The sequence below is a fragment of the Marinobacter subterrani genome (genome assembly GCF_001045555.1).
Classification (GTDB): Bacteria; Pseudomonadota; Gammaproteobacteria; order Pseudomonadales; family Oleiphilaceae; genus Marinobacter; species Marinobacter subterrani.
On sequence record NZ_LFBU01000001.1, the window covers coordinates 2,828,788 to 2,846,037 of the forward strand.

The 17,250-nt window shown below is 60.7% G+C and carries 19 protein-coding genes; 11 read left to right on the plus strand and 8 right to left on the minus strand.

Features of this window, described 5'->3' with window-relative positions; all coding sequences use genetic code 11:
• Window positions 1–184: 184 nt before the first annotated feature.
• Both msub_RS13200 and msub_RS13205 read right to left on the minus strand, forming a co-directional pair.
• A complete protein-coding gene (locus tag msub_RS13200; RefSeq protein ID WP_048496433.1) occupies window positions 185–1,288 on the minus strand; it encodes a porin in 1,104 nt (367 codons plus the stop codon).
• Between the two features lie 191 nt (window positions 1,289–1,479).
• Window positions 1,480–2,883: a WS/DGAT domain-containing protein gene (locus msub_RS13205; protein WP_048496434.1), complete on the minus strand. Its 1,404-nt coding sequence runs from the start codon at window positions 2,881–2,883 to the stop codon at window positions 1,480–1,482.
• A 322-nt stretch (window positions 2,884–3,205) separates the two neighbouring features.
• Between msub_RS13205 and msub_RS13210 the strand changes: the two genes are divergently transcribed.
• On the plus strand, window positions 3,206–4,129 hold the full coding sequence (locus msub_RS13210; RefSeq protein WP_048496435.1) for an alpha/beta hydrolase: 924 nt from the start codon (window positions 3,206–3,208) through the stop codon (window positions 4,127–4,129).
• A gap of 90 nt (window positions 4,130–4,219) precedes the next feature.
• The gene (locus tag msub_RS13215) at window positions 4,220–4,969 is read left to right on the plus strand and encodes an FFLEELY motif protein (RefSeq protein WP_048496436.1); all 750 of its coding nucleotides are present in this window, start codon (window positions 4,220–4,222) and stop codon (window positions 4,967–4,969) included.
• A gap of 21 nt (window positions 4,970–4,990) precedes the next feature.
• On the opposite strand, the gene msub_RS13220 is transcribed toward msub_RS13215, so the two are convergent.
• On the minus strand, window positions 4,991–5,269 hold the full coding sequence (locus msub_RS13220; RefSeq protein ID WP_048496437.1) for a polyhydroxyalkanoic acid system family protein: 279 nt from the start codon (window positions 5,267–5,269) through the stop codon (window positions 4,991–4,993).
• 124 nt (window positions 5,270–5,393) lie between these two features.
• Between msub_RS13220 and ubiE the strand changes: the two genes are divergently transcribed.
• From ubiE to msub_RS13265, 9 genes are all read left to right on the plus strand, one after another.
• Complete coding sequence (gene ubiE / locus msub_RS13225; RefSeq protein ID WP_048496438.1) at window positions 5,394–6,185, plus strand: bifunctional demethylmenaquinone methyltransferase/2-methoxy-6-polyprenyl-1,4-benzoquinol methylase UbiE; 792 nt, start codon at window positions 5,394–5,396, stop codon at window positions 6,183–6,185.
• Window positions 6,185–6,826, plus strand: a complete 642-nt coding sequence (locus msub_RS13230; RefSeq protein WP_048496439.1) for a ubiquinone biosynthesis accessory factor UbiJ — start codon at window positions 6,185–6,187, stop codon at window positions 6,824–6,826. The genes ubiE and msub_RS13230 overlap by 1 nt, the downstream gene beginning before the upstream one ends.
• On the plus strand, window positions 6,823–8,466 hold the full coding sequence (gene ubiB / locus msub_RS13235; protein ID WP_048496440.1) for a ubiquinone biosynthesis regulatory protein kinase UbiB: 1,644 nt from the start codon (window positions 6,823–6,825) through the stop codon (window positions 8,464–8,466). The genes msub_RS13230 and ubiB overlap by 4 nt, the downstream gene beginning before the upstream one ends.
• A gap of 27 nt (window positions 8,467–8,493) precedes the next feature.
• Window positions 8,494–8,910: a phosphoribosyl-AMP cyclohydrolase gene (hisI, locus tag msub_RS13240; RefSeq protein ID WP_048496441.1), complete on the plus strand. Its 417-nt coding sequence runs from the start codon at window positions 8,494–8,496 to the stop codon at window positions 8,908–8,910.
• 12 nt (window positions 8,911–8,922) lie between these two features.
• On the plus strand, window positions 8,923–9,252 hold the full coding sequence (locus tag msub_RS13245; protein WP_048496442.1) for a phosphoribosyl-ATP diphosphatase: 330 nt from the start codon (window positions 8,923–8,925) through the stop codon (window positions 9,250–9,252).
• A gap of 89 nt (window positions 9,253–9,341) precedes the next feature.
• Window positions 9,342–9,578 (plus strand): Sec-independent protein translocase subunit TatA, encoded by a 237-nt coding sequence (gene tatA / locus msub_RS13250; protein ID WP_048496443.1) that lies wholly within the window; start codon window positions 9,342–9,344, stop codon window positions 9,576–9,578.
• Window positions 9,579–9,589: 11 nt separating this feature from the next.
• Window positions 9,590–10,093, plus strand: coding sequence for a Sec-independent protein translocase protein TatB (gene tatB, locus msub_RS13255; protein WP_082146494.1), 504 nt, complete (start codon window positions 9,590–9,592; stop codon window positions 10,091–10,093).
• Window positions 10,090–10,875 (plus strand): twin-arginine translocase subunit TatC, encoded by a 786-nt coding sequence (gene tatC, locus msub_RS13260; protein WP_048496444.1) that lies wholly within the window; start codon window positions 10,090–10,092, stop codon window positions 10,873–10,875. Before tatB ends, tatC begins: the two co-directional genes overlap by 4 nt.
• Window positions 10,872–11,591: a 16S rRNA (uracil(1498)-N(3))-methyltransferase gene (locus msub_RS13265; RefSeq protein ID WP_048496445.1), complete on the plus strand. Its 720-nt coding sequence runs from the start codon at window positions 10,872–10,874 to the stop codon at window positions 11,589–11,591. Before tatC ends, msub_RS13265 begins: the two co-directional genes overlap by 4 nt.
• Window positions 11,592–11,597: 6 nt before the next feature.
• On the opposite strand, the gene msub_RS13270 is transcribed toward msub_RS13265, so the two are convergent.
• The 5 genes from msub_RS13270 to msub_RS13290 all read right to left on the minus strand — a co-directional run bounded on the left by msub_RS13270 (window position 11,598) and on the right by msub_RS13290 (window position 17,040).
• Entirely contained in the window at window positions 11,598–12,515 is a 918-nt protein-coding gene (locus msub_RS13270; protein ID WP_048496446.1) for a DUF808 domain-containing protein, read from the minus strand.
• Between the two features lie 73 nt (window positions 12,516–12,588).
• Window positions 12,589–13,812, minus strand: coding sequence for a UbiH/UbiF/VisC/COQ6 family ubiquinone biosynthesis hydroxylase (locus tag msub_RS13275; protein ID WP_048496447.1), 1,224 nt, complete (start codon window positions 13,810–13,812; stop codon window positions 12,589–12,591).
• On the minus strand, window positions 13,805–15,088 hold the full coding sequence (ubiH, locus tag msub_RS13280) for a 2-octaprenyl-6-methoxyphenyl hydroxylase (RefSeq protein ID WP_048496448.1): 1,284 nt from the start codon (window positions 15,086–15,088) through the stop codon (window positions 13,805–13,807). The genes msub_RS13275 and ubiH overlap by 8 nt, the downstream gene beginning before the upstream one ends.
• 6 nt (window positions 15,089–15,094) lie before the next feature.
• Entirely contained in the window at window positions 15,095–16,414 is a 1,320-nt protein-coding gene (pepP, locus tag msub_RS13285) for a Xaa-Pro aminopeptidase (RefSeq protein WP_048496449.1), read from the minus strand.
• A 26-nt stretch (window positions 16,415–16,440) separates the two neighbouring features.
• The gene (locus msub_RS13290) at window positions 16,441–17,040 is read right to left on the minus strand and encodes a UPF0149 family protein (protein WP_048496450.1); all 600 of its coding nucleotides are present in this window, start codon (window positions 17,038–17,040) and stop codon (window positions 16,441–16,443) included.
• Window positions 17,041–17,250 lie beyond the last annotated feature (210 nt).

Below are 17,250 nucleotides of genomic sequence, written 5' to 3' on the forward strand. Positions count from 1 at the left end.
CGCAGCCAATGCGACTTCAGTGCTTTTAATCGGCGCGCCAAAATGATCGTAAGCCATTGATTGAACTGCCTCCTGAATCAATGTCTGGTGGCGCTGCCGGTTTCCATGGGCGCAAACCGGCACTTTAGTCTTAGGCAGACCGGCGCCAGGGGGGCTTCCTGGCTCCCCGGGCACCAGTCAATGCTCAGAACATGACGATGGCGCCGAGGGCGATGGTGTCGGCCTCGGTGGTGGTTGCGCCGGTGGTGCTGTTGCTGTCTTGGTACATGTTGTATTCGGCAACCAGCTTGAAGTTGCTGTTTACATCGTGGAAGAACCCGAGCGTTGTGCTTTCCGTTTCCAGGTTCAGAATTTCAGCGTCGGTCTCGCCGTAGGACAGCACAACGCGATTGGGGCCAAAGGCGTAGGAGCCCTGAACCAGGAAGCCGTCCGCGTCGTCCTCGGCCACTGCGCCGTTGACGATCAGAACCGGGTTGTTACCTGTGGAGCTGAAGCCGGAAGCGGCCAGGGTGAGCCCGGCAACCGATGCTTTCACACCATAGCCCAAGCCCGTGCTATCAACGGTGGTTGCGCCGTTCTCCGCGGACTGGTAACGGCCATTCACCCAGCCGGTCAGCGCCACATTGTTGAGCTTGGCGTTGTAAGTCACCTCGGATTCAAAGCGCGGTGTAGGGTTTTCATCCGCCGGTGTTCCGGTAACCGTATCGGCCGGGTCCAGCACACCGGCTGCCACCTTGAGGCCACTCATATCCGGCGAGCGGTAGGTGATCTGGGCCGAGGGCGTGGGGTATGGATAGCCCGCGCGGATATTGCCGAAAGACACGCCACCGGCCAGGCCCGGGGACCCGAAGCCCATCAGGATCTCATCCAGGAAAATGTTGGAGCGGGCGTAGAGGCCGAAATCCTTACCGATCAATACCTGGCCGAAATCGCCGTCCACCGTGGCGTAGAACTGCCGCACATCGATTGCAGTGGCGGTCGGTGAATCCAGGCTGTCATTGATGGTGGTCCAGAACGAAGACCGGCCACCCAGGGTCAGGTCCCCCATGTCCTTGCTGAAATTGAAGCCGATGGTGTTGGGCAGAAAGCCCATCTTGATACGGGAATCACGGGTATCCGCCAGCTTGTCTTCGCGATTGACATAGAACGCATTGAAGTAGCCATCCACGGAAAAGCTGGTGCCATCCTGGTTATACAGTTCAACAGCGGCGTTGGCGCCGGCACTCGCACCCATGGCCGCGGCCATGGCAAGCGCTAACCCTGACTTTCTGAAATTATTGTTGTTCATAGTTCCCCCGGTTGTTTTTGGAAATCTGGGATCAGAGCAGCGGGTTATCCCGGCGCTCCAGGCGTGGTCTGTCGCCTGAATTCCATGGTCGGTGATGGAGGGAAAGGGGGAAATGCGCCCAGGGAGCAGGTTTTCTGCTTATTTGGGAGGCATTGAAAATCAAACTTTGGGATTACGACCAGCCGGAAAGATCACCCGGGGAACTGGGCCAACTCCTGCAGGCAGTCGTTCAGGAAGTCTTCCGGGTCAGTCATGACGGCTTCATCCGCAACCACGCCAAACTGAACCTGGCCGGCGTAGCTGACAATACTGATGCCCAGGCCGATATCACCGGCCTGGGGCACCCAGAACATCTGTTCGGTTATCCGGCAACCGGCAAGGTACCGAACGTCTGTGGTACCGGGCACGTTCGACACCACCGCACTGGCCTTGCGGTAGAACACATCGGCAACGGGGGTACGCCAGGTTTCCGGAATCACCGTGGCACTGGCCGCAAGCCCCCAGGCGATACCCGGCTGCCAGCTTTTCTTGAGGCGGCGGGTTTCATGCTTGATGCGGTACAGGCGCTCCAGCGGGCTTTCGCCATCCACCGGCAGGGGCACAAACACCGTCCCAAAATAGTTTCCCAGGGCGCCGGGTTCCGGTTGCAGCTCGGCTGGCAGTCGGCTGCGGATATCCACAGGGACCGCCGCGTGCAGAACCGCCTCGTCCAGCTCGTCACCCTCAATACCCAGCCGCACCCGAACCGCCGCGGCCACACAACTGAGCAAGACATCGTTGATGGTGACATTGGTGGCCCGGGCAATCGCCCGAAAACGGTCCAGCGGTACCGGATCGGACCAGCGACAGTGCCGCCGCCCCAGCAGCGGCCGCCGGAGATCCGTCACCGTATCTTCCGGCTCCACCAGAAACTCAGAGAATTCATGCACCAGCTTCAGGCTCTTCTGGGCAACCTGCTCCAGTAAACGGCCTGCGTCCTGCCATTGATTGCCGCTGGCGTCACCGGCCCCCGGATCGCCACCGGGCACGTCCCGGGCAGGTTCGGTTGCCGCCAGTTGGCCCAGCCAGGCCCTGGCTGCGGAGGTCCAGCGGGCCAGCTCGGCGGTTTCCGGCGCACCGTAAAGGGCAGGATGCTGCTGGGGAGAGGGCGGGCACAGGCGATCAAAAATGCCCAGCAGGGACAAACCGTCGGCATAGCAATGATGAAGGCGCAGCAGCAATACCGCGCCACCCTCGGCATTGGGCGCCAGCCAGAATTTCCAGCGCGGCCGGTACATGGGCAAAGGCTGGTTCAGGCGCACCGATACCCAGTCCTGAAGCGTTTCCGGTGTGAACGGGTCGACCACCACATCGAGATGGTGCCGGACATCAAACATCGGGTCCGGTTCCCACCACCAGGCGGGCGAGCGCTTGACCGGCATGTACCGGAAACGCTCCCAGGCCATCCAGTAAACCCTGAGGAATTCGCGAAAGCGCGGTGCCGTGAGGCCATCCACCCGCATCATAACGGTTATGGTCATGGGGTTTTCCGGGCGCTCCAGGGCCAGCCAGGCCGAATCCGCAGGTAGCAGGAGGTGCGATTGCTGGTGACTCAAACCCGAATGTCCCCGGAAGTATGGTGGTGGTAAGTAAAAACCGAACCCCGCATTGTGCCAGACAAGCCCAGCCGGCTCCATAGAAGGCACCGGCTCACGGTGTTACAAAAAATTACACGTGCGTAACTCTTCACTTCTATACTGGTTATAAGCCTTAATGCAATGGTTATTAAACAACCGGATCCGTCATCGATTGGCCCTGACCGTTCGTAAATACAGTGTCCAGCGCCAATAACTCAATGGTCCGATCGGGGTACAAAAGAGTCACCAGCACACTCAGATTCCCATAAAAGGCCATTGCCGTGCTGGGGGGAGAGCAGTAATGAAAGCGAGCCATGTACGCAAGCTGATAAAACCGATTGAAAGCGCCTACTCGGAAATGTTTTCCGGGCAGGTCTATCGTGTCGGCAAAGGCGCTGTTTCCGTTCGCAATCACAGCGGCAAGGCGGAACAGACGGTTGTCGGGGTGCACGGCTTCCTGGAAAACCACTGTTATTTCACCCAGGCCTATGAAGCGCCCACCACCGAACTGATTCTGCTGACCTGCAGCAATTATCATATTCCGGTAAACGGTGTGACGCCGGAAGTCCCGGGCTGGGAGCTGCCAATCAAGCAACTGGAAGGCACCATCGAGTACGATGCCTGCATTCTGAACCAGGCGTTGTCGAACCTGCCCACCACCGATAACATTCGGGTGCATGGCCACTCCCGGGGCGGGGCGGTGATTCTCGAGGCCATCAAGCAATGGCCGGCGCTCTACGAGGATGTGGAAGTGGTGCTGGAAGCGCCGGTTCTGCCACAGGGCAAGCTGCACGCGCTGGTCACCACGCTGCTGGAGCCTGTCAGCCATGGCATGTGGCCCTGGCTGATCCGTCTGATCAACAGTGCACCCTCTTCAGCCTATGGCCAGACCTTCTTTGGCAAGATGAACCCGCGCAAGAAGCAACTGCTGAGCAAGCTGTTTTCCGCCACCAAGGACCACCTGACCATCGTTCGCAACATCGAGAACATCATGGACTGGATGGCGCGCACCGATACCGGTATCTACAACGATGTCCGCCAGGGCACCTTCCTGATTCCGGCGGTGGACCGCATTCTGGATCGTTCCTCCATGCTGGCCAGTGCCCGCCAGAGCCCGACCACCATGCGAATTGTGGAAACCGAGGCGCCAAGCCATTTCATCACCCTCGACAGCAGGGAGTGGGTACCCGGCTTTGAAACACTGCCGGCGGCCGCCCAGGGATAGCGCCCGGCCCGACCTTACTGCAAGACCTGACGAGCTCCGCTAAACTACGCCACTTTCCTCCGTTCTATCAGGTTTAGTGGAGCCAGCCCCATGTACCGTGAGCGCCTTGTCGCTACCGAAGCCCGCTCTGAAAGCGCTCGCCGGCTGCAGCAGCTGTTGCTGGACTATCACGATTTCCGGCAGCTGAAAGCGGCGCACCCGTTACTGGACACCACCTTCCTGGTGGCCGAATGGCAGGCACAGCGCCTGAAGGCAACCCACTCTGACCTGCACCAGCACCCCGGTTATCACCACGGCCTGGAGTTCCTGCTGACCGATCTGTACGCGCCTGCCGGTATGACCCGCCGGGACGACAACATCGACCGGGTTTTTCCCAAGATGGTGAAGTGGTTGCCGGACAACCTGCTGGACACCTTCGCCGGGCTGGTCGAGCTCAACCTGATTACCCAACAGCTCGACCTGGAGCTGACCGAGCTTTTCCATAAGCAGGGCATCGCCGCCGATTCGCTGAGCACCGAACACTACTGCGCTGCCTACCGGGCCAGCGAGCGGCTCGATCAGAGGAAAAAGCAGATCACCCTGGTGTCGGAGGTCGGCCATCAGCTTGACCATTACGTCCGCAACCGGACGCTCGGCTGGTTACTATCCATGAGCCGCACCCCGGCAGAAATGGCCGATCTCACCGATCTGCACAGTTTCCTGCACCGGGGCTATTCAGCGTTCCGGAAAATGGAGGACGTAAACCTGCTGATCAACCGGCTGGTTACCCGGGAGCAGCAGGTAATGCGCAATATACTGAGCGGTCACCCGGAGCCCTTCAGCCTGCCGGGTGACCTGTAGGCGACTCAGGCAGCCTTTTGCTCAGGCCTTGCTGATCTGGTCCAACTGGGAATGGATTTCCTGCTCGATACGGGATTTGAAGGGCCGCAGCATCATGCCCAGCTCGAGATGGATATGCAGATCCGTCGGGGTGATATTCAGGTGCCCCTTGACCCCGCTGCGTTTGAATTTCAGGTGATCGCCTTCCCACTGGTAATGCACGTCGAACTGTCTGGACAGATCCTGTGCCAGGGTTTCAGCAGCCTGCCTGGCATGGTCTTTATCCAGGGTATGCGGGCGGTGTACATCAATGACAGACATGAATCAGTTTTCTCTCGGATTTGGACAGATTTACAGTTTAGGGGGCTATTTAACTCACCGCCACCCTTGTAGCAACCCCGTCAGCGGTTAGAATACGGGGTTCAGATTCTGACAGGACACCCCCATGAGCGAGCAGCAAACGCCAGCCAGCCCGGCCGCAAACAACAACGGCCAGGACGACGTCACCCACTTTGGTTTCCGCAATGTACCCAGGAGCCAGAAGGCAAGCCAGGTGGCCGAAGTTTTCCACAGCGTGGCCGGCAAGTACGACCTCATGAACGACCTGATGTCCATGGGCATCCACCGGCTCTGGAAACGCTTTACCATCGAGCTTTCCGGGGTACGGCCCGGCCACCAGGTGCTGGATATTGCCGGCGGCACCGGGGATCTCACCATGAAGTTCTCGGACCTTGTGGGCCCCTCCGGCAAGGTGGTGCTGGCCGACATCAATGCGTCCATGCTTCAGGTCGGCCGCAGCCGGCTGACCGATCGCGGCTACGCCGGCAACATCGAGTATGTCCAGGCGGATGCCGAACACCTGCCCTTCCCGGACAACAACTTCAACGCGGTATCCATCGCGTTCGGCCTGCGCAACGTTACCGACAAGGATCAGGCCCTCCGGGATATGACCCGGGTTCTCAAACCCGGTGGCAAGCTGATGATCCTGGAATTCTCCAAGCCGACCAATCCGCTGCTGAGCAAGGCCTACGACACCTACTCGTTCTCCGCCCTGCCGCTGATGGGCCAGCTCATTGCCGGCGACAGTGAAAGCTACAAGTACCTGGCCGAGTCCATCCGCATGCACCCGGACCAGAACACCCTCAAGGGCATGATGGAAGACGCCGGCCTGGTGAACTGCAAGTACTACAACATGACCGGCGGCATTGTCGCCCTGCACGTGGGAATCAAGCCCTGATGTTTCCCGGCCCCACCCTGCTGTCTGACGTTACCGCCATACTGGAAAGTGCCCTGAACCGGGCCCTGGAACTGGATCCGGCGGGACAGCGTGCATTGATGAAGGCACTGGCGGGCCCGGTACAGCTCAACATTACCGATCCGGTTCCACTGACCTGCACCCTGGACCGCGCCGGCAGCCGCATCCGGGTGGGCAGTCAGCCAGCCGAACAGCCGGCTCTGGAGATTACCGGCAAAGCCATTGCCTTTGCAGCCCTGGCCACCGGTGATGATGGTGTCTTTGCCGGTGGCCGCCTTGAGGTAACCGGCGACGCCGCCCTGGCGCACCAGCTCCAGCGCGCCCTGAACCAGCTTGAGCCCGACTGGGAAGCCGCCATGGCCCGGCATATTGGCGATGTGCCCGCACACTTCCTGGGCCAGCGTGTTCGGGGTGCCATTCGCTGGAGCCGGCAGGCGTTTCAATCCCTCAACGCCAATATCGAAGAGTATGTGCACGAGGAAAGCCGCACCTTGCCCGGGCGACGGGAACTGGAAGCCACCTTCGAGGACATCGACGAACTGAACCTGCGCACAGAACGGCTGGAGGCCCGACTGAACCTGATGGAAAACCGTGGCACGCCTGACCAACCGGAGAACCTGTGACCCGCCTGCAACGCCTGTTCCGTATTGTCTGGGTATTCTGCCGCTACCGGCTGGACACTTTCCTGCCAATTGCCGAACTCCCCGCGCCCCTGAAGGTGTTTTTCCTGCTGGCTCCGTGGCACCTGTTCCCACAGCCAAAACTCGATCGGGGCGATCGCCTGCGGCTGGCACTGGAAGAGCTTGGGCCGGTATTCGTAAAGTTTGGCCAGATACTCTCTACCCGGCGGGACCTGCTGCCGGACGATATGGCCGAATCCCTGAAAAACCTTCAGGACCGTGTGCCGCCGTTCCCGAGCGCTGAAGCCCGGAGCATTATCGAAACCTCCCTGGGCGCTCCGGTCGCGGAGCTGTTCGCCGAATTCAGCCCGGACCCGCTGGCCTCCGCGTCGGTCGCCCAGGTGCACGCGGCAACGCTGCGCAACGGCCAGAAAGTAGTGGTGAAAGTGCTGCGCCCTGGCATCGAAAAGGTGATCCGCCAGGACCTGGCCCTGATGTACCTGATGGCAGGCCTGCTTGAAAAATACTGGTCCGAGGGCAAGCGTCTGCACCCGGTGGACGTGGTTGCCGACTACGATTCCACCATCCACGACGAGCTGGATTTACAGCGCGAGGCCGCCAATGCCAGCCAGCTGCGCCGGAATTTCGACAACTCCTCGCTGATCTACATCCCCTTTATTGACTGGGACTACACCCGCAAATCGGTGCTGGTCATGGAGCGTATCCACGGCATTCCCATCGCCGATACCGCCGCCCTGAGAGCCGCTGGCGTCGATATGAAAGTGCTGGCCGAAAAAGGCGTCGAGATCTTTTTTACCCAGGTGTTCCGAGACAGCTTCTTCCACGCCGACATGCACCCGGGTAATATTTTTGTGGATATCTCCAACCCCGCGGACCCCCGATATATCGCCATCGATTTCGGCATTGTCGGCACCCTGGCACCGGACGACCAGAGCTATCTGGCCCGCAACCTGCTGGCCTTTTTCCGCCGTGATTACCGGCAAGTCGCGCAGTTGCACATCCAGTCCGGCTGGGTTCCACCCGATACGCCAGTGAATCAGTTTGAGGCAGCGATTCGTACTGTCTGCGAGCCCATATTCGAGAAGCCCCTGAAAGATATCTCCTTCGGTCACTTCCTCTTGCGCCTGTTCCAGACGGCGAGGCGGTTCAATATGGAGGTGCAGCCCCAACTGGTGTTGCTGCAGAAAACCCTGCTGAATGTGGAGGGCCTGGGCCGACAGTTGTACCCGGACCTGGATCTCTGGAGTACTGCCCAGCCGTATCTGGAGACCTGGATGCGCAAACGCATTGGTCCCTCGGGCCTGATCAAGTCTCTGCAATCCCACCTGCCCTCGTGGCTGGAGCAGTCACCGGAAATGCCGCAACTGGTGCACGATGCCCTGCTGCAACTGCGACAAGCCGGGCCCACCGAGCCCCAGAACCGGGCGACACTGGAGTTGCTCCGCGAGCAGCAGGTTCGCACCGAGCGGCGCTGGCGACGGGCTACACTTGCAGTGCTGCTGATTGTGGGGGGCCTTTTGGGCACCCAGCCGGAGAGCCGGCAGTGGATTGAAAGTGTGCCTGCCTGGAGCTGGGCACTGTTTGCCATTGCCGGCGGACTGATGCTCCGGGGCAGCCGATAACCGATAAAGATTTCAGGATTCACAAAAATGCAAAACAGCTCGGATAACGTCGAGAACCCTGACTGGCTCGAGACCATTCGCTGGACAGAGGAGGGCCTGGTGCCGGCTATCGCCCAGGATGCAGAAACTGGCGAGATTCTGATGATGGCGTGGATGAACCGGGAGTCACTCCGGTTGACCGCTGAAGAAGGCCAGGCCGTATACTGGTCCCGTTCGCGGGGCAAGCTCTGGCGCAAGGGCGAAACATCAGGGCACCAGCAGGTGATTCGGGACATCCGGCTTGACTGCGACGAGGACGTCATCCTGCTGAAAGTGGAACAAAAAGGCGGCATTGCCTGCCATACTGGCAGACGCAGCTGTTTTTACCGGTCTCTGAAAGACGGTCAGTGGGTCAGTGTCGACCCGGTGATCAAGGATCCCGATACCATTTACGGCAGCAACTGAGGAGCACGGACGGTGAGCGATGTACTGGAAAACCTGGCCCGGGTTCTGGAAGCCCGCAAGGAAGCGGACCCGGAAACCTCCTATGTAGCCAGCCTGCATGCCAAGGGCCTGAACAAGATTCTGGAAAAGGTGGGCGAAGAGTGCACAGAAACCCTGCTGGCGGCCAAGGATGCGGAACACTCCGGTGAAACCCGGGACGTGGTCTATGAAACCGCCGACCTGTGGTTCCACAGCCTGGTGATGCTGTCCAGTCTCGGGCTTGGCCCGCAGGATATTCTGGACGAGCTGGCCAGCCGGTTCGATCTGTCAGGTCTGGAAGAAAAAGCGTCGCGGAACAAGTAGCCGGAAGTACCCCTAACGGGGGTTTCCGAAAACCGGTTCTGGTAACGTACAATGTCATCAAAGAGAAACATTAAAACGAGGACCCCGTAATGGGTATCAGCATCTGGCAACTACTTATCGTACTCGGCATTGTCATTCTGTTGTTCGGAACCAAGAAACTGCGCAACATCGGCAGTGATCTGGGCGGCGCCATTCGCGGCTTCAAGAAGTCCATGAGTGATGAGGACTCCAAGGCCGATGAGACCAAGGAGCCCCTGGAAGACAAGGCCAACGAGCAGCCGCAAACCACGGCTGAAGACAAGCCCCGGGACAAGTCCCACAGCTGAGACCAGGCTGAATGTTCGATATCGGCTTTCTTGAGCTGCTGGTCTGCGGCGTTATTGCCCTGTTGGTGCTCGGTCCTGAGCGCCTGCCCACGGCTGCCCGCGCGGCCGGTCGGTGGGTGGCGGGTGCCCGGCGCATGGTCAGCCAGTTCACCTCGGAACTGGACCGGCAGTTGAAAGCCGATGAACTCCGCGAAGAGCTTCGCAAGGCGGGGGATGTCGGTCTGGACGACGTTCAGAAAACCGTGCGCGGCGCTCTGGATGAAGCCCGGAAATACGAACACATGGTCCTGCCGGAGAACGAATCCACAAAGTCCCGGTCCGCTCCGGCAACCCGGCGGGTGGCCGCCAGCCCGAAAGCCGGCGCCCCCGACGGCTCCGCTCCACCCGATAGCGGCAGTGCTTCGGCAGCCGGCCCTGCAGGTTCGGGCGAGGCTTCAAGCGCCTCAGGTGCCGGAGAAACGCACACTACCGAGCAGCCAGACACCCCGCAAAGTCCGCCGGATAAATCTTCATGAATGCAAAGCCCGATGGCGATCAGATGCCTCCGGAACATCAGGAGATGCCGCTTATCGAGCATCTTCTCGAGCTGCGTAACCGCCTGCTGAAAATGGTGTTGGCGGTTGTTATCTGTTTTGCTGCGATCTACCCCTTCGCCAACGAGCTGTATCTGTGGCTGTCCGAGCCTCTCCGGAGCCTGTTACCGGTCGGCCAGACCATGATCGCAACCGACGTTACCTCGCCCTTCTTCGCACCTCTCAAGCTGGCACTGGTGCTGTCGGTGTTCGTGGCCATACCGATCATTCTCTACCAGCTCTGGAGCTTCGTCGCCCCGGGCCTGTATGCCCATGAGAAGCGGCTGGCGTTCCCGCTGCTGTTTACCTCCGTGTTGCTGTTTTACATGGGCGCGGCTTTTGCCTATTACGTGGTGTTCCCGCTGGTGTTCGGTTTTTTCACTGCCATCGGACCGGAAGGGATCGTTGAGCTGCCCGACATCAGCAGCTACCTGAATTTCGTGCTCAAGATGTTTTTTGCCTTTGGCGTGGCGTTCGAGATTCCCATCGCCACCATCCTGCTGATCCTGACCGGCGCTACTACGCCGGAGGATCTGGCGGAAAAGCGGCCTTACGTGGTGGTGGGCTGCTTTATCGTTGGCATGCTGCTGACCCCGCCGGATGTCATATCCCAGACTCTGCTAGCCGTGCCCATGTGGATCTTGTTCGAGATCGGCATTCTGTTTGGCCGGCTGGCAAGGCGTGAAGTGGACGAACGGGACAGCGACGAGCCTGCCGGCGAATGAATCTGGCGTTACTGTTCGACGACGATTTTGTCAGCCCGGACCGGGTGATCCTGCGCGGCCGCCGCCTCAGCCACTTGCAGTCCGTTATCAAGGTCGCCGAAGGTGACGCCATTCCGGTTGGCCGGGTTAATGGCGACATGGGCAGTGGCGAGGTTCTGAGACTTACCGATACCGAAGCGGAACTGCTGATCCGGCTGGACCAGGCCCCCCCTGCCCCGCTGGCGCTGACATTGATCCTGGCCATGCCCCGGCCAAAGATGTTTCGCCGCATCCTGCAAACCTGCGCGACCCTGGGCGTCAAGGACATCTGGCTGATCAACAGCTACAAGGTGGAGAAAAGCTTCTGGCAAACCCCCTGGTTGTCCGACGAACACCTGCGGGAAAATCTCACACTGGGGCTGGAACAGGCCATGGATACCCGGATGCCCCGTGTGCAGGTCCGGAAGCTGTTCAAGCCGTTCGTGGAGGACGAACTGCCGGCCCTGCTGGCAGGCAAACAGGCGCTGGTGGCTCACCCCGGAACCAGCACCCCCTGCCCGGTGCACCTGAACCGGCCGGCAGCCCTGTGTATCGGCCCGGAAGGCGGCTTTACCCCCTACGAAGTCGACAAACTGGAAGAGGCCGGCTGCCTGGGCGTTCACCTTGGCCCGCGCATCCTGCGCATGGAAACCGCCGTGCCGGTGCTGGTCAGCCGGCTGTTCGACGCCTGCCTCTGACGCCCCTCAGGCGGATGATCGTGTCTGCCACCACCGGGTCAGCGGGGTAATCAATGCAACCAGAATGGCCCCGGCCAGAACGCCGAACAGCCCGTTGGCAACGTTTGGTATCAATGCCTCAGCCATGCCGCTGAATTGCTCGGCAAAATGATGGATGGCGTCGTAAACCGGCGTGAATCCGTGCGTTAGAATACCGCCGCCCACCAGGAACATGGCGAGGGTGCCGAGCACGGAAAGCGTTTTCATCATGTACGGGGCCAGCCAGAGAATGCCGCGGCCAAGCCTCTGCAGCATCGGGCTGTCGGTCTGAGTCATATACAGCCCGGCATCGTCCAGCTTGACAATGCCTGCAACCAGACCATAAACCCCGACGGTAACCAGCACCGCCACCAGCGCAAGAACCATGAACTGCGTACTGATGCTCTCGGTGGCTACCGTGCCCAGGCTGATGGCAATAATTTCGGCCGAGAGAATGAAGTCGGTCCTCACCGCGCCCTTGATTTTGTCCTTTTCCACCGCTCGCAGGTCGGTCTCGGGGTTCTCCAGAGCCTCGTGCAGTTCTGCCCGGTGCTGCTGATCCTCCTCCCGGTGAAGAAACTTGTGCACCAGTTTCTCGAACCCCTCGAAACACAAGAATGCCCCGCCCACCATCAGCAGGGGCGTAACGAGCCAGGGCATGAAGAAACTGATGGCCAGGGCCGCCGGCACCAGGATCGCCTTGTTGACCAGCGAGCCCTTGGCCACGGCCCACACCACCGGCAGTTCCCGGGCGGCTTTTACGCCGGACACCTGCTGGGCATTCAGTGCCAGGTCATCACCCAGGACACCCGCGGTTTTTTTGGTGGCGGCCTTGGTCATCAGTGAAACATCGTCAAGCATGGAGGCGATGTCATCGATCAGTAAGAGCAGACTGCTTCCCGCCATGGGTCATTCCCTTATGTTGGCAATTCAGATGTTGGCAATTCAGGTCATAAAAACGTTAGAGCAGGGCGCCGGATCAGGCCTTCAGCCCCATGGCCTCTGCGGCAATACGGTTTTTCACCGGGCCAAGCTGATCGAGCCAGCGCATGCCGGTATTGCGCAACCACCGCACTGGCAATTCGTCACGGCCAAAGAGCTGCTTGAAGCCTTCCATGGCCGCCATCATGGTCAGGTTTTCACCTTTGCGACGGCGCTGATAACGCTGCAGAACCAGCTCGTTGGACGGAGACAGACCCGCCTGTCGGGCTCGTGACAGCTCCTCCAGCAGTGCGCGGACATCGCCATAACCCAGGTTGGCGCCTTGCCCGGCCAGCGGATGTATGGTGTGGGCGGCATCCCCCACCAGGGCGAAGCCTGGCGCAATATAATCCTTGGCATGGCGCTGGCGAAGCGGAAACGCGAACCGGCGGGAAACCGCCTCAACGGTGCCCAGCTCCCGCTCTATGGCCTGCTCAAGTTCAACTGCAAACGCCGCATCGTCGAGCGCCATCAACCGGCGGGCCTCTGCGGTATCCTGGGACCAGACAATGGAGCAGAAATGGTCGTCGCCGGATTCGTTCAGCAGCGGCAGAAACGCCAGCGGCCCGGTCAGCGAAAACCGCTGCCAGGCCGTAAACCGGTGGCTCTGGCTGGTTCGTACCGTGGCCACAATGGCCTGCTGATCGTAATCCCATTCCCGCGTCGGCAGGCCGACCCACTGACGCAGGCGGGAATTGGCGCCATCACAACCAATCACCAGCGCGGCAGACACGACCCGGCCTCCCTCCAGCTCGAGGACCGAGTGATCGCCAGGTCGCCGGCACCCGGTTACGGCAGCGCCATCGATCAGTTCCACCTGGCTTTGCGCCAGGGCCGAGAACAGGGCCCGCACGATGCCGCGGTTCTCGATAATGGTGCCCAGGGCCCGGGCCTGGAGCTCGGCCGCGTCAAACTGAATGCGGCCGGTGCCGTCGCCATCCCAAACGGTCATGGTCTGGTACGGACAATGGCGCCCGGCGGTAATATCCGCCCACACCCCGAGCTGCTCGAGAAGTTTCTGACTGGCCACCGAGATGGCGCTGACCCTAGGCTCAAAGTCCGCCACTGTGTCCGCCGGATCGGGCGCCTGAACCAGCGTCTTGCGATCAAGGCCTTCAACCAGGCCCACCTGCCAGCCCTGCCGGGACAGGCCCAACGCCAGTGCCGACCCGATCATACCGCCACCGGCCACCAGAATATCGAAGCTTTGCGACTCACTCATGGCGTGTCACTTCCCTGTTCAGTTGACCCGGCCGGCCTATGGCTGCCCGCCGGCCGCCCAGCCCCATGGCTTTGCGGGCAAACCAGCGTTTTGCGCCGGGCAGAAGATCCAGACCAACCAGCCCGGCATCCCGGGCGGCCGTAACCGGTGGCATGGACTGCCCGAACAGACGCACCAGGGAATCGGAAAACCGGACGGTTTGCTGCCAGTCTTCCCGGTGCCGCTTCTGATACTCGCCCAGCACCTCCAGATCACCGATCGACCTGCCCTGCTCCGCCGCCAGCCGGAACTGTTCGACCAGCGTCATCAACCCCCGCAAGGCGAGATTGAAGCCCTGCCCCGCCACCGGGTGAAGCGCATGTGCGGCATTGCCCACCAGGGCAACGCCGGGCCGGACCGGCTCGGCCACCGTGGTCAGTGTCAGGGGGTAATGATGGCAGCTGCCGATTCGGGTGAACCGCCCCAGGCGCCAGCCAAACCGCTCCTGAAGCCGACGGCATTTGTCCTCATCCGACAGCTCCAGAACCTCTGCCAGTGCCTCGTCGGCCAATGTCCACACCAGTGCGGACTGATGGCTGGCGCGGGATGGCGAGCCATGGGGCAACAGCGCCATGGGACCGGCCTCGGTGAATCGCTCAAAGGCCGTGAAGCCATGGCTGTCGCTGGTAGAGACGTTGGCAATCAGGGCGTTCTGGCCGTAGCTCTGGTAGCTCGACTGGAAACCGAGTCTCTCACGCAATCCGGACCGGCCGCCATCGGCTACCACCAGGCAACGGGCGGTCAGTTTCCGGATGCCGTTTTCACCGGAGGCCAACTCGACCTGAACGCCGCCGGGCATCGGAGTCATGTTCCTGACCTCCGCCGGTGCCTGCCACTGCACATTGGTAGCCAGCAGCTCCCGCATCAGGCACAGGCCCATCCAGCGGTTATCGGCCACATAGCCCAACGCTTCCTGGCCATGCTCCGAGGCGTGCAACCGGGTCGCCCCGAAGTGGCCCCGATCAGACACATGGATATGGTGGATCGGCGTTGCATGCTCCGCCAGCCGATGCCAGAGCCCAAGTTCCTCGAAGATCAGCCGGGAGCCCCAGGCCAGCGCCGTGGAGCGGGCATCGTAGCTGGGCTGGTAGCTCTCCGGCAGGGCGTCGGGCGAGAGCGGGAATGCCTCCACCACCGTCACCCGAAGCGAAGGCACCATCCGGGCCACAGCAAGGGCAAGCGTGGCCCCGGCCAGGCCACCACCAGCAATGATCAGATCGGTATCGGGCTTGGTCACTGGTTGTCAGTCCGCCATCAGCGCTTCAATATCGGCAATGGTTTTGGGAACCGCATCGCTCAGAACCCGGCAACCGTCTCTGGTCACCACAACATCGTCTTCAATGCGGATACCGATACCACGCCACTTTTCATCGACTTCGGTGTTATCCGGTGCAATATACAGCCCGGGCTCCACGGTCAGAACCATGCCAGGCTCCAGCTGGCGCCAGGCATCGCCTACCTTGTAATCCCCCACGTCATGAACGTCCAGCCCCAGCCAGTGGCCGGTGCGGTGCATGAAGAAGGGCTTGTAGGCCTCATTGGCAATGGCATCCTCCAGGGAACCGGACAACAGCCCCAGATCGATCAGGCCCTGGGTCAGCACCTTCAGCGCTGCCTCATGGGGCCGGTTCCAGTGGTTTTCCGGCGAAACCGCTTCAATGGCCTGATACTGCGCCGCCAGAACCACTTCGTACAGGGCCCGCTGCTCGGCACTGAACTTGCCACTGACCGGAAAAGTCCGGGTGATGTCGGAGGCGTAGCACTGATACTCGCATCCGGCATCGATCAGCACCAGGTCGCCTGCCTTCAGCGGAGCGCTGTTCTCGATGTAATGCAGAATGCAGCCGTTGGCGCCGCCACCAACAATCGACGGATAAGCCGTTGACCGCGCCCCGTGCTCCATGAAGGTATGGATCAGTTCGGCCTCCAGATTGTATTCGAAGCCGCCTTTACGGGCGCGCCTCATGGCCCGGCAATGGGCTTCGGCACTGATTTCACCGGCCTTGGCCATGATCTTGATTTCATTGGCGCTTTTGTAAAGCCGCAGATCATGAAGCAGGTGCTCCAGGGCCACGAACTCACCGGGCGGGTGGGCCCCACTGCGAACCTTGCTGCGAATCATCTTCACCCAGTCCATCACCCGGGCATCGAAATGGTCGTCCTTGCCCAGCGGGTAATAAACCCGGCTGCGCCCCTCGATCATGCCCGGCAGAATGTCATCGATGTCGGAAATCGGGAAGGCATCGTCCAGACCATAACGCTCAATCGCCCCCTCGGGGCCCACCAGAAAGCCGTCCCACAATTCTTTTTCCGGATTCCGCTCCTTGCAGAACAGCACGGACTCGCCGTGCTCGCGCCCGGGAATCAGCGCCAGCACCGCCTCCGGCTCAGCAAAGCCGGACAGGTAGTGAAAATCGCTATCCTGGCGAAAAGGGTGCAGCACGTCCCGGTTGCGCACACGCTCGGGCGCTGCCGGAATGATGGCAATGCTGTCCGGCGCCATCCGTTCCATCAACTTGCGACGGCGCTCGGCAAATTCCTTCACGGGTATCATGGAGGTCATACACTCTCCTGCAGTCATTGGCCTGCTCAGTGCAGGGTCGGCGCTTCAGACGCCGGCTTCTCCGGAGCATTGAATTCGGTAAACACCGCCAGCGCTCCCAGTCGAATATATTCGGTAATCTCCAGCAGTTGCTGTTCGCTCTCGTCATCCGCGTCTTCATCGCTGGAAAGCTGGCTGATCGCCACCATATCCTCGATCAGCTCGCGAATCTCGTCCGGAGCCTGCCCCAACGATTCGCCGGCAGACAGGGCCATCCCTTCCAGGAACCCCCGCACCCAGGCAACCAGGGCCTCAAGGCGTTGCTCAATGGCATAATCGTCGTCGGGCAGTAAAGGATGGAAACTCATGTCTGCCGATTTCAAGAGCGCCAGGGTCTGTTCGTACGCTTTATTCATGAACGGGGCGAGATCGTCCGAGTCTTCGGCGGCGCTTTCCGGCAAGCCCATGTGCTCACAGGCCATTGCCAGCCAGTCCGGTTCGTCAATGCGGGATCCCGCGGCCAGCCGACCGCACAGGGCTCCGTGCAGTTCGGAGGGGTGGCTGAACGCCTTGTGGGCAGTAAAGACATTGGCCCAGCGCTCGAATTCAGCGGCCCGGGCGGCACCGGAAGTGTCGGTTTCTGACATGAAACAGGCGAATCCTGTGTTGTTGAATGAGGTCTCTATCCTAGCATTCAGGCGCCCCCAAGGCACTTGTTGATGTGGCTGGCAGGACCGGGTTGGGGGTGATGGGCAATGAGTGATCTGCATCACGCGGGCGCCGCAATGACAACCCTGTAAATTGACCGACTTAGAGTCCACACTTATAGTTACTTGCAATTACCTCAAACCACTGTT

Bases quoted from the DNA above. Each gene is read 5' to 3' on its own strand.
- tatB (WP_082146494.1), top strand. From the start codon at position 9,590: ATGTTCGATATCGGCTTTCTTGAGCTGCTGGTCTGCGGCGTTATTGCC.
- msub_RS13230 (WP_048496439.1), top strand. From the start codon at position 6,185: ATGTTTCCCGGCCCCACCCTGCTGTCTGACGTTACCGCCATACTGGAA.
- msub_RS13215 (WP_048496436.1), top strand. From the start codon at position 4,220: ATGTACCGTGAGCGCCTTGTCGCTACCGAAGCCCGCTCTGAAAGCGCT.
- msub_RS13275 (WP_048496447.1), bottom strand. From the start codon at position 13,812: ATGAGTGAGTCGCAAAGCTTCGATATTCTGGTGGCCGGTGGCGGTATG.
- msub_RS13210 (WP_048496435.1), top strand. From the start codon at position 3,206: ATGAAAGCGAGCCATGTACGCAAGCTGATAAAACCGATTGAAAGCGCC.
- tatA (WP_048496443.1), top strand. From the start codon at position 9,342: ATGGGTATCAGCATCTGGCAACTACTTATCGTACTCGGCATTGTCATT.
- msub_RS13200 (WP_048496433.1), bottom strand. From the start codon at position 1,288: ATGAACAACAATAATTTCAGAAAGTCAGGGTTAGCGCTTGCCATGGCC.
- tatC (WP_048496444.1), top strand. From the start codon at position 10,090: ATGAATGCAAAGCCCGATGGCGATCAGATGCCTCCGGAACATCAGGAG.
- msub_RS13220 (WP_048496437.1), bottom strand. From the start codon at position 5,269: ATGTCTGTCATTGATGTACACCGCCCGCATACCCTGGATAAAGACCAT.
- msub_RS13290 (WP_048496450.1), bottom strand. From the start codon at position 17,040: ATGTCAGAAACCGACACTTCCGGTGCCGCCCGGGCCGCTGAATTCGAG.
- hisI (WP_048496441.1), top strand. From the start codon at position 8,494: ATGCAAAACAGCTCGGATAACGTCGAGAACCCTGACTGGCTCGAGACC.
- msub_RS13270 (WP_048496446.1), bottom strand. From the start codon at position 12,515: ATGGCGGGAAGCAGTCTGCTCTTACTGATCGATGACATCGCCTCCATG.
- pepP (WP_048496449.1), bottom strand. From the start codon at position 16,414: ATGACCTCCATGATACCCGTGAAGGAATTTGCCGAGCGCCGTCGCAAG.
- msub_RS13265 (WP_048496445.1), top strand. From the start codon at position 10,872: ATGAATCTGGCGTTACTGTTCGACGACGATTTTGTCAGCCCGGACCGG.
- ubiE (WP_048496438.1), top strand. From the start codon at position 5,394: ATGAGCGAGCAGCAAACGCCAGCCAGCCCGGCCGCAAACAACAACGGC.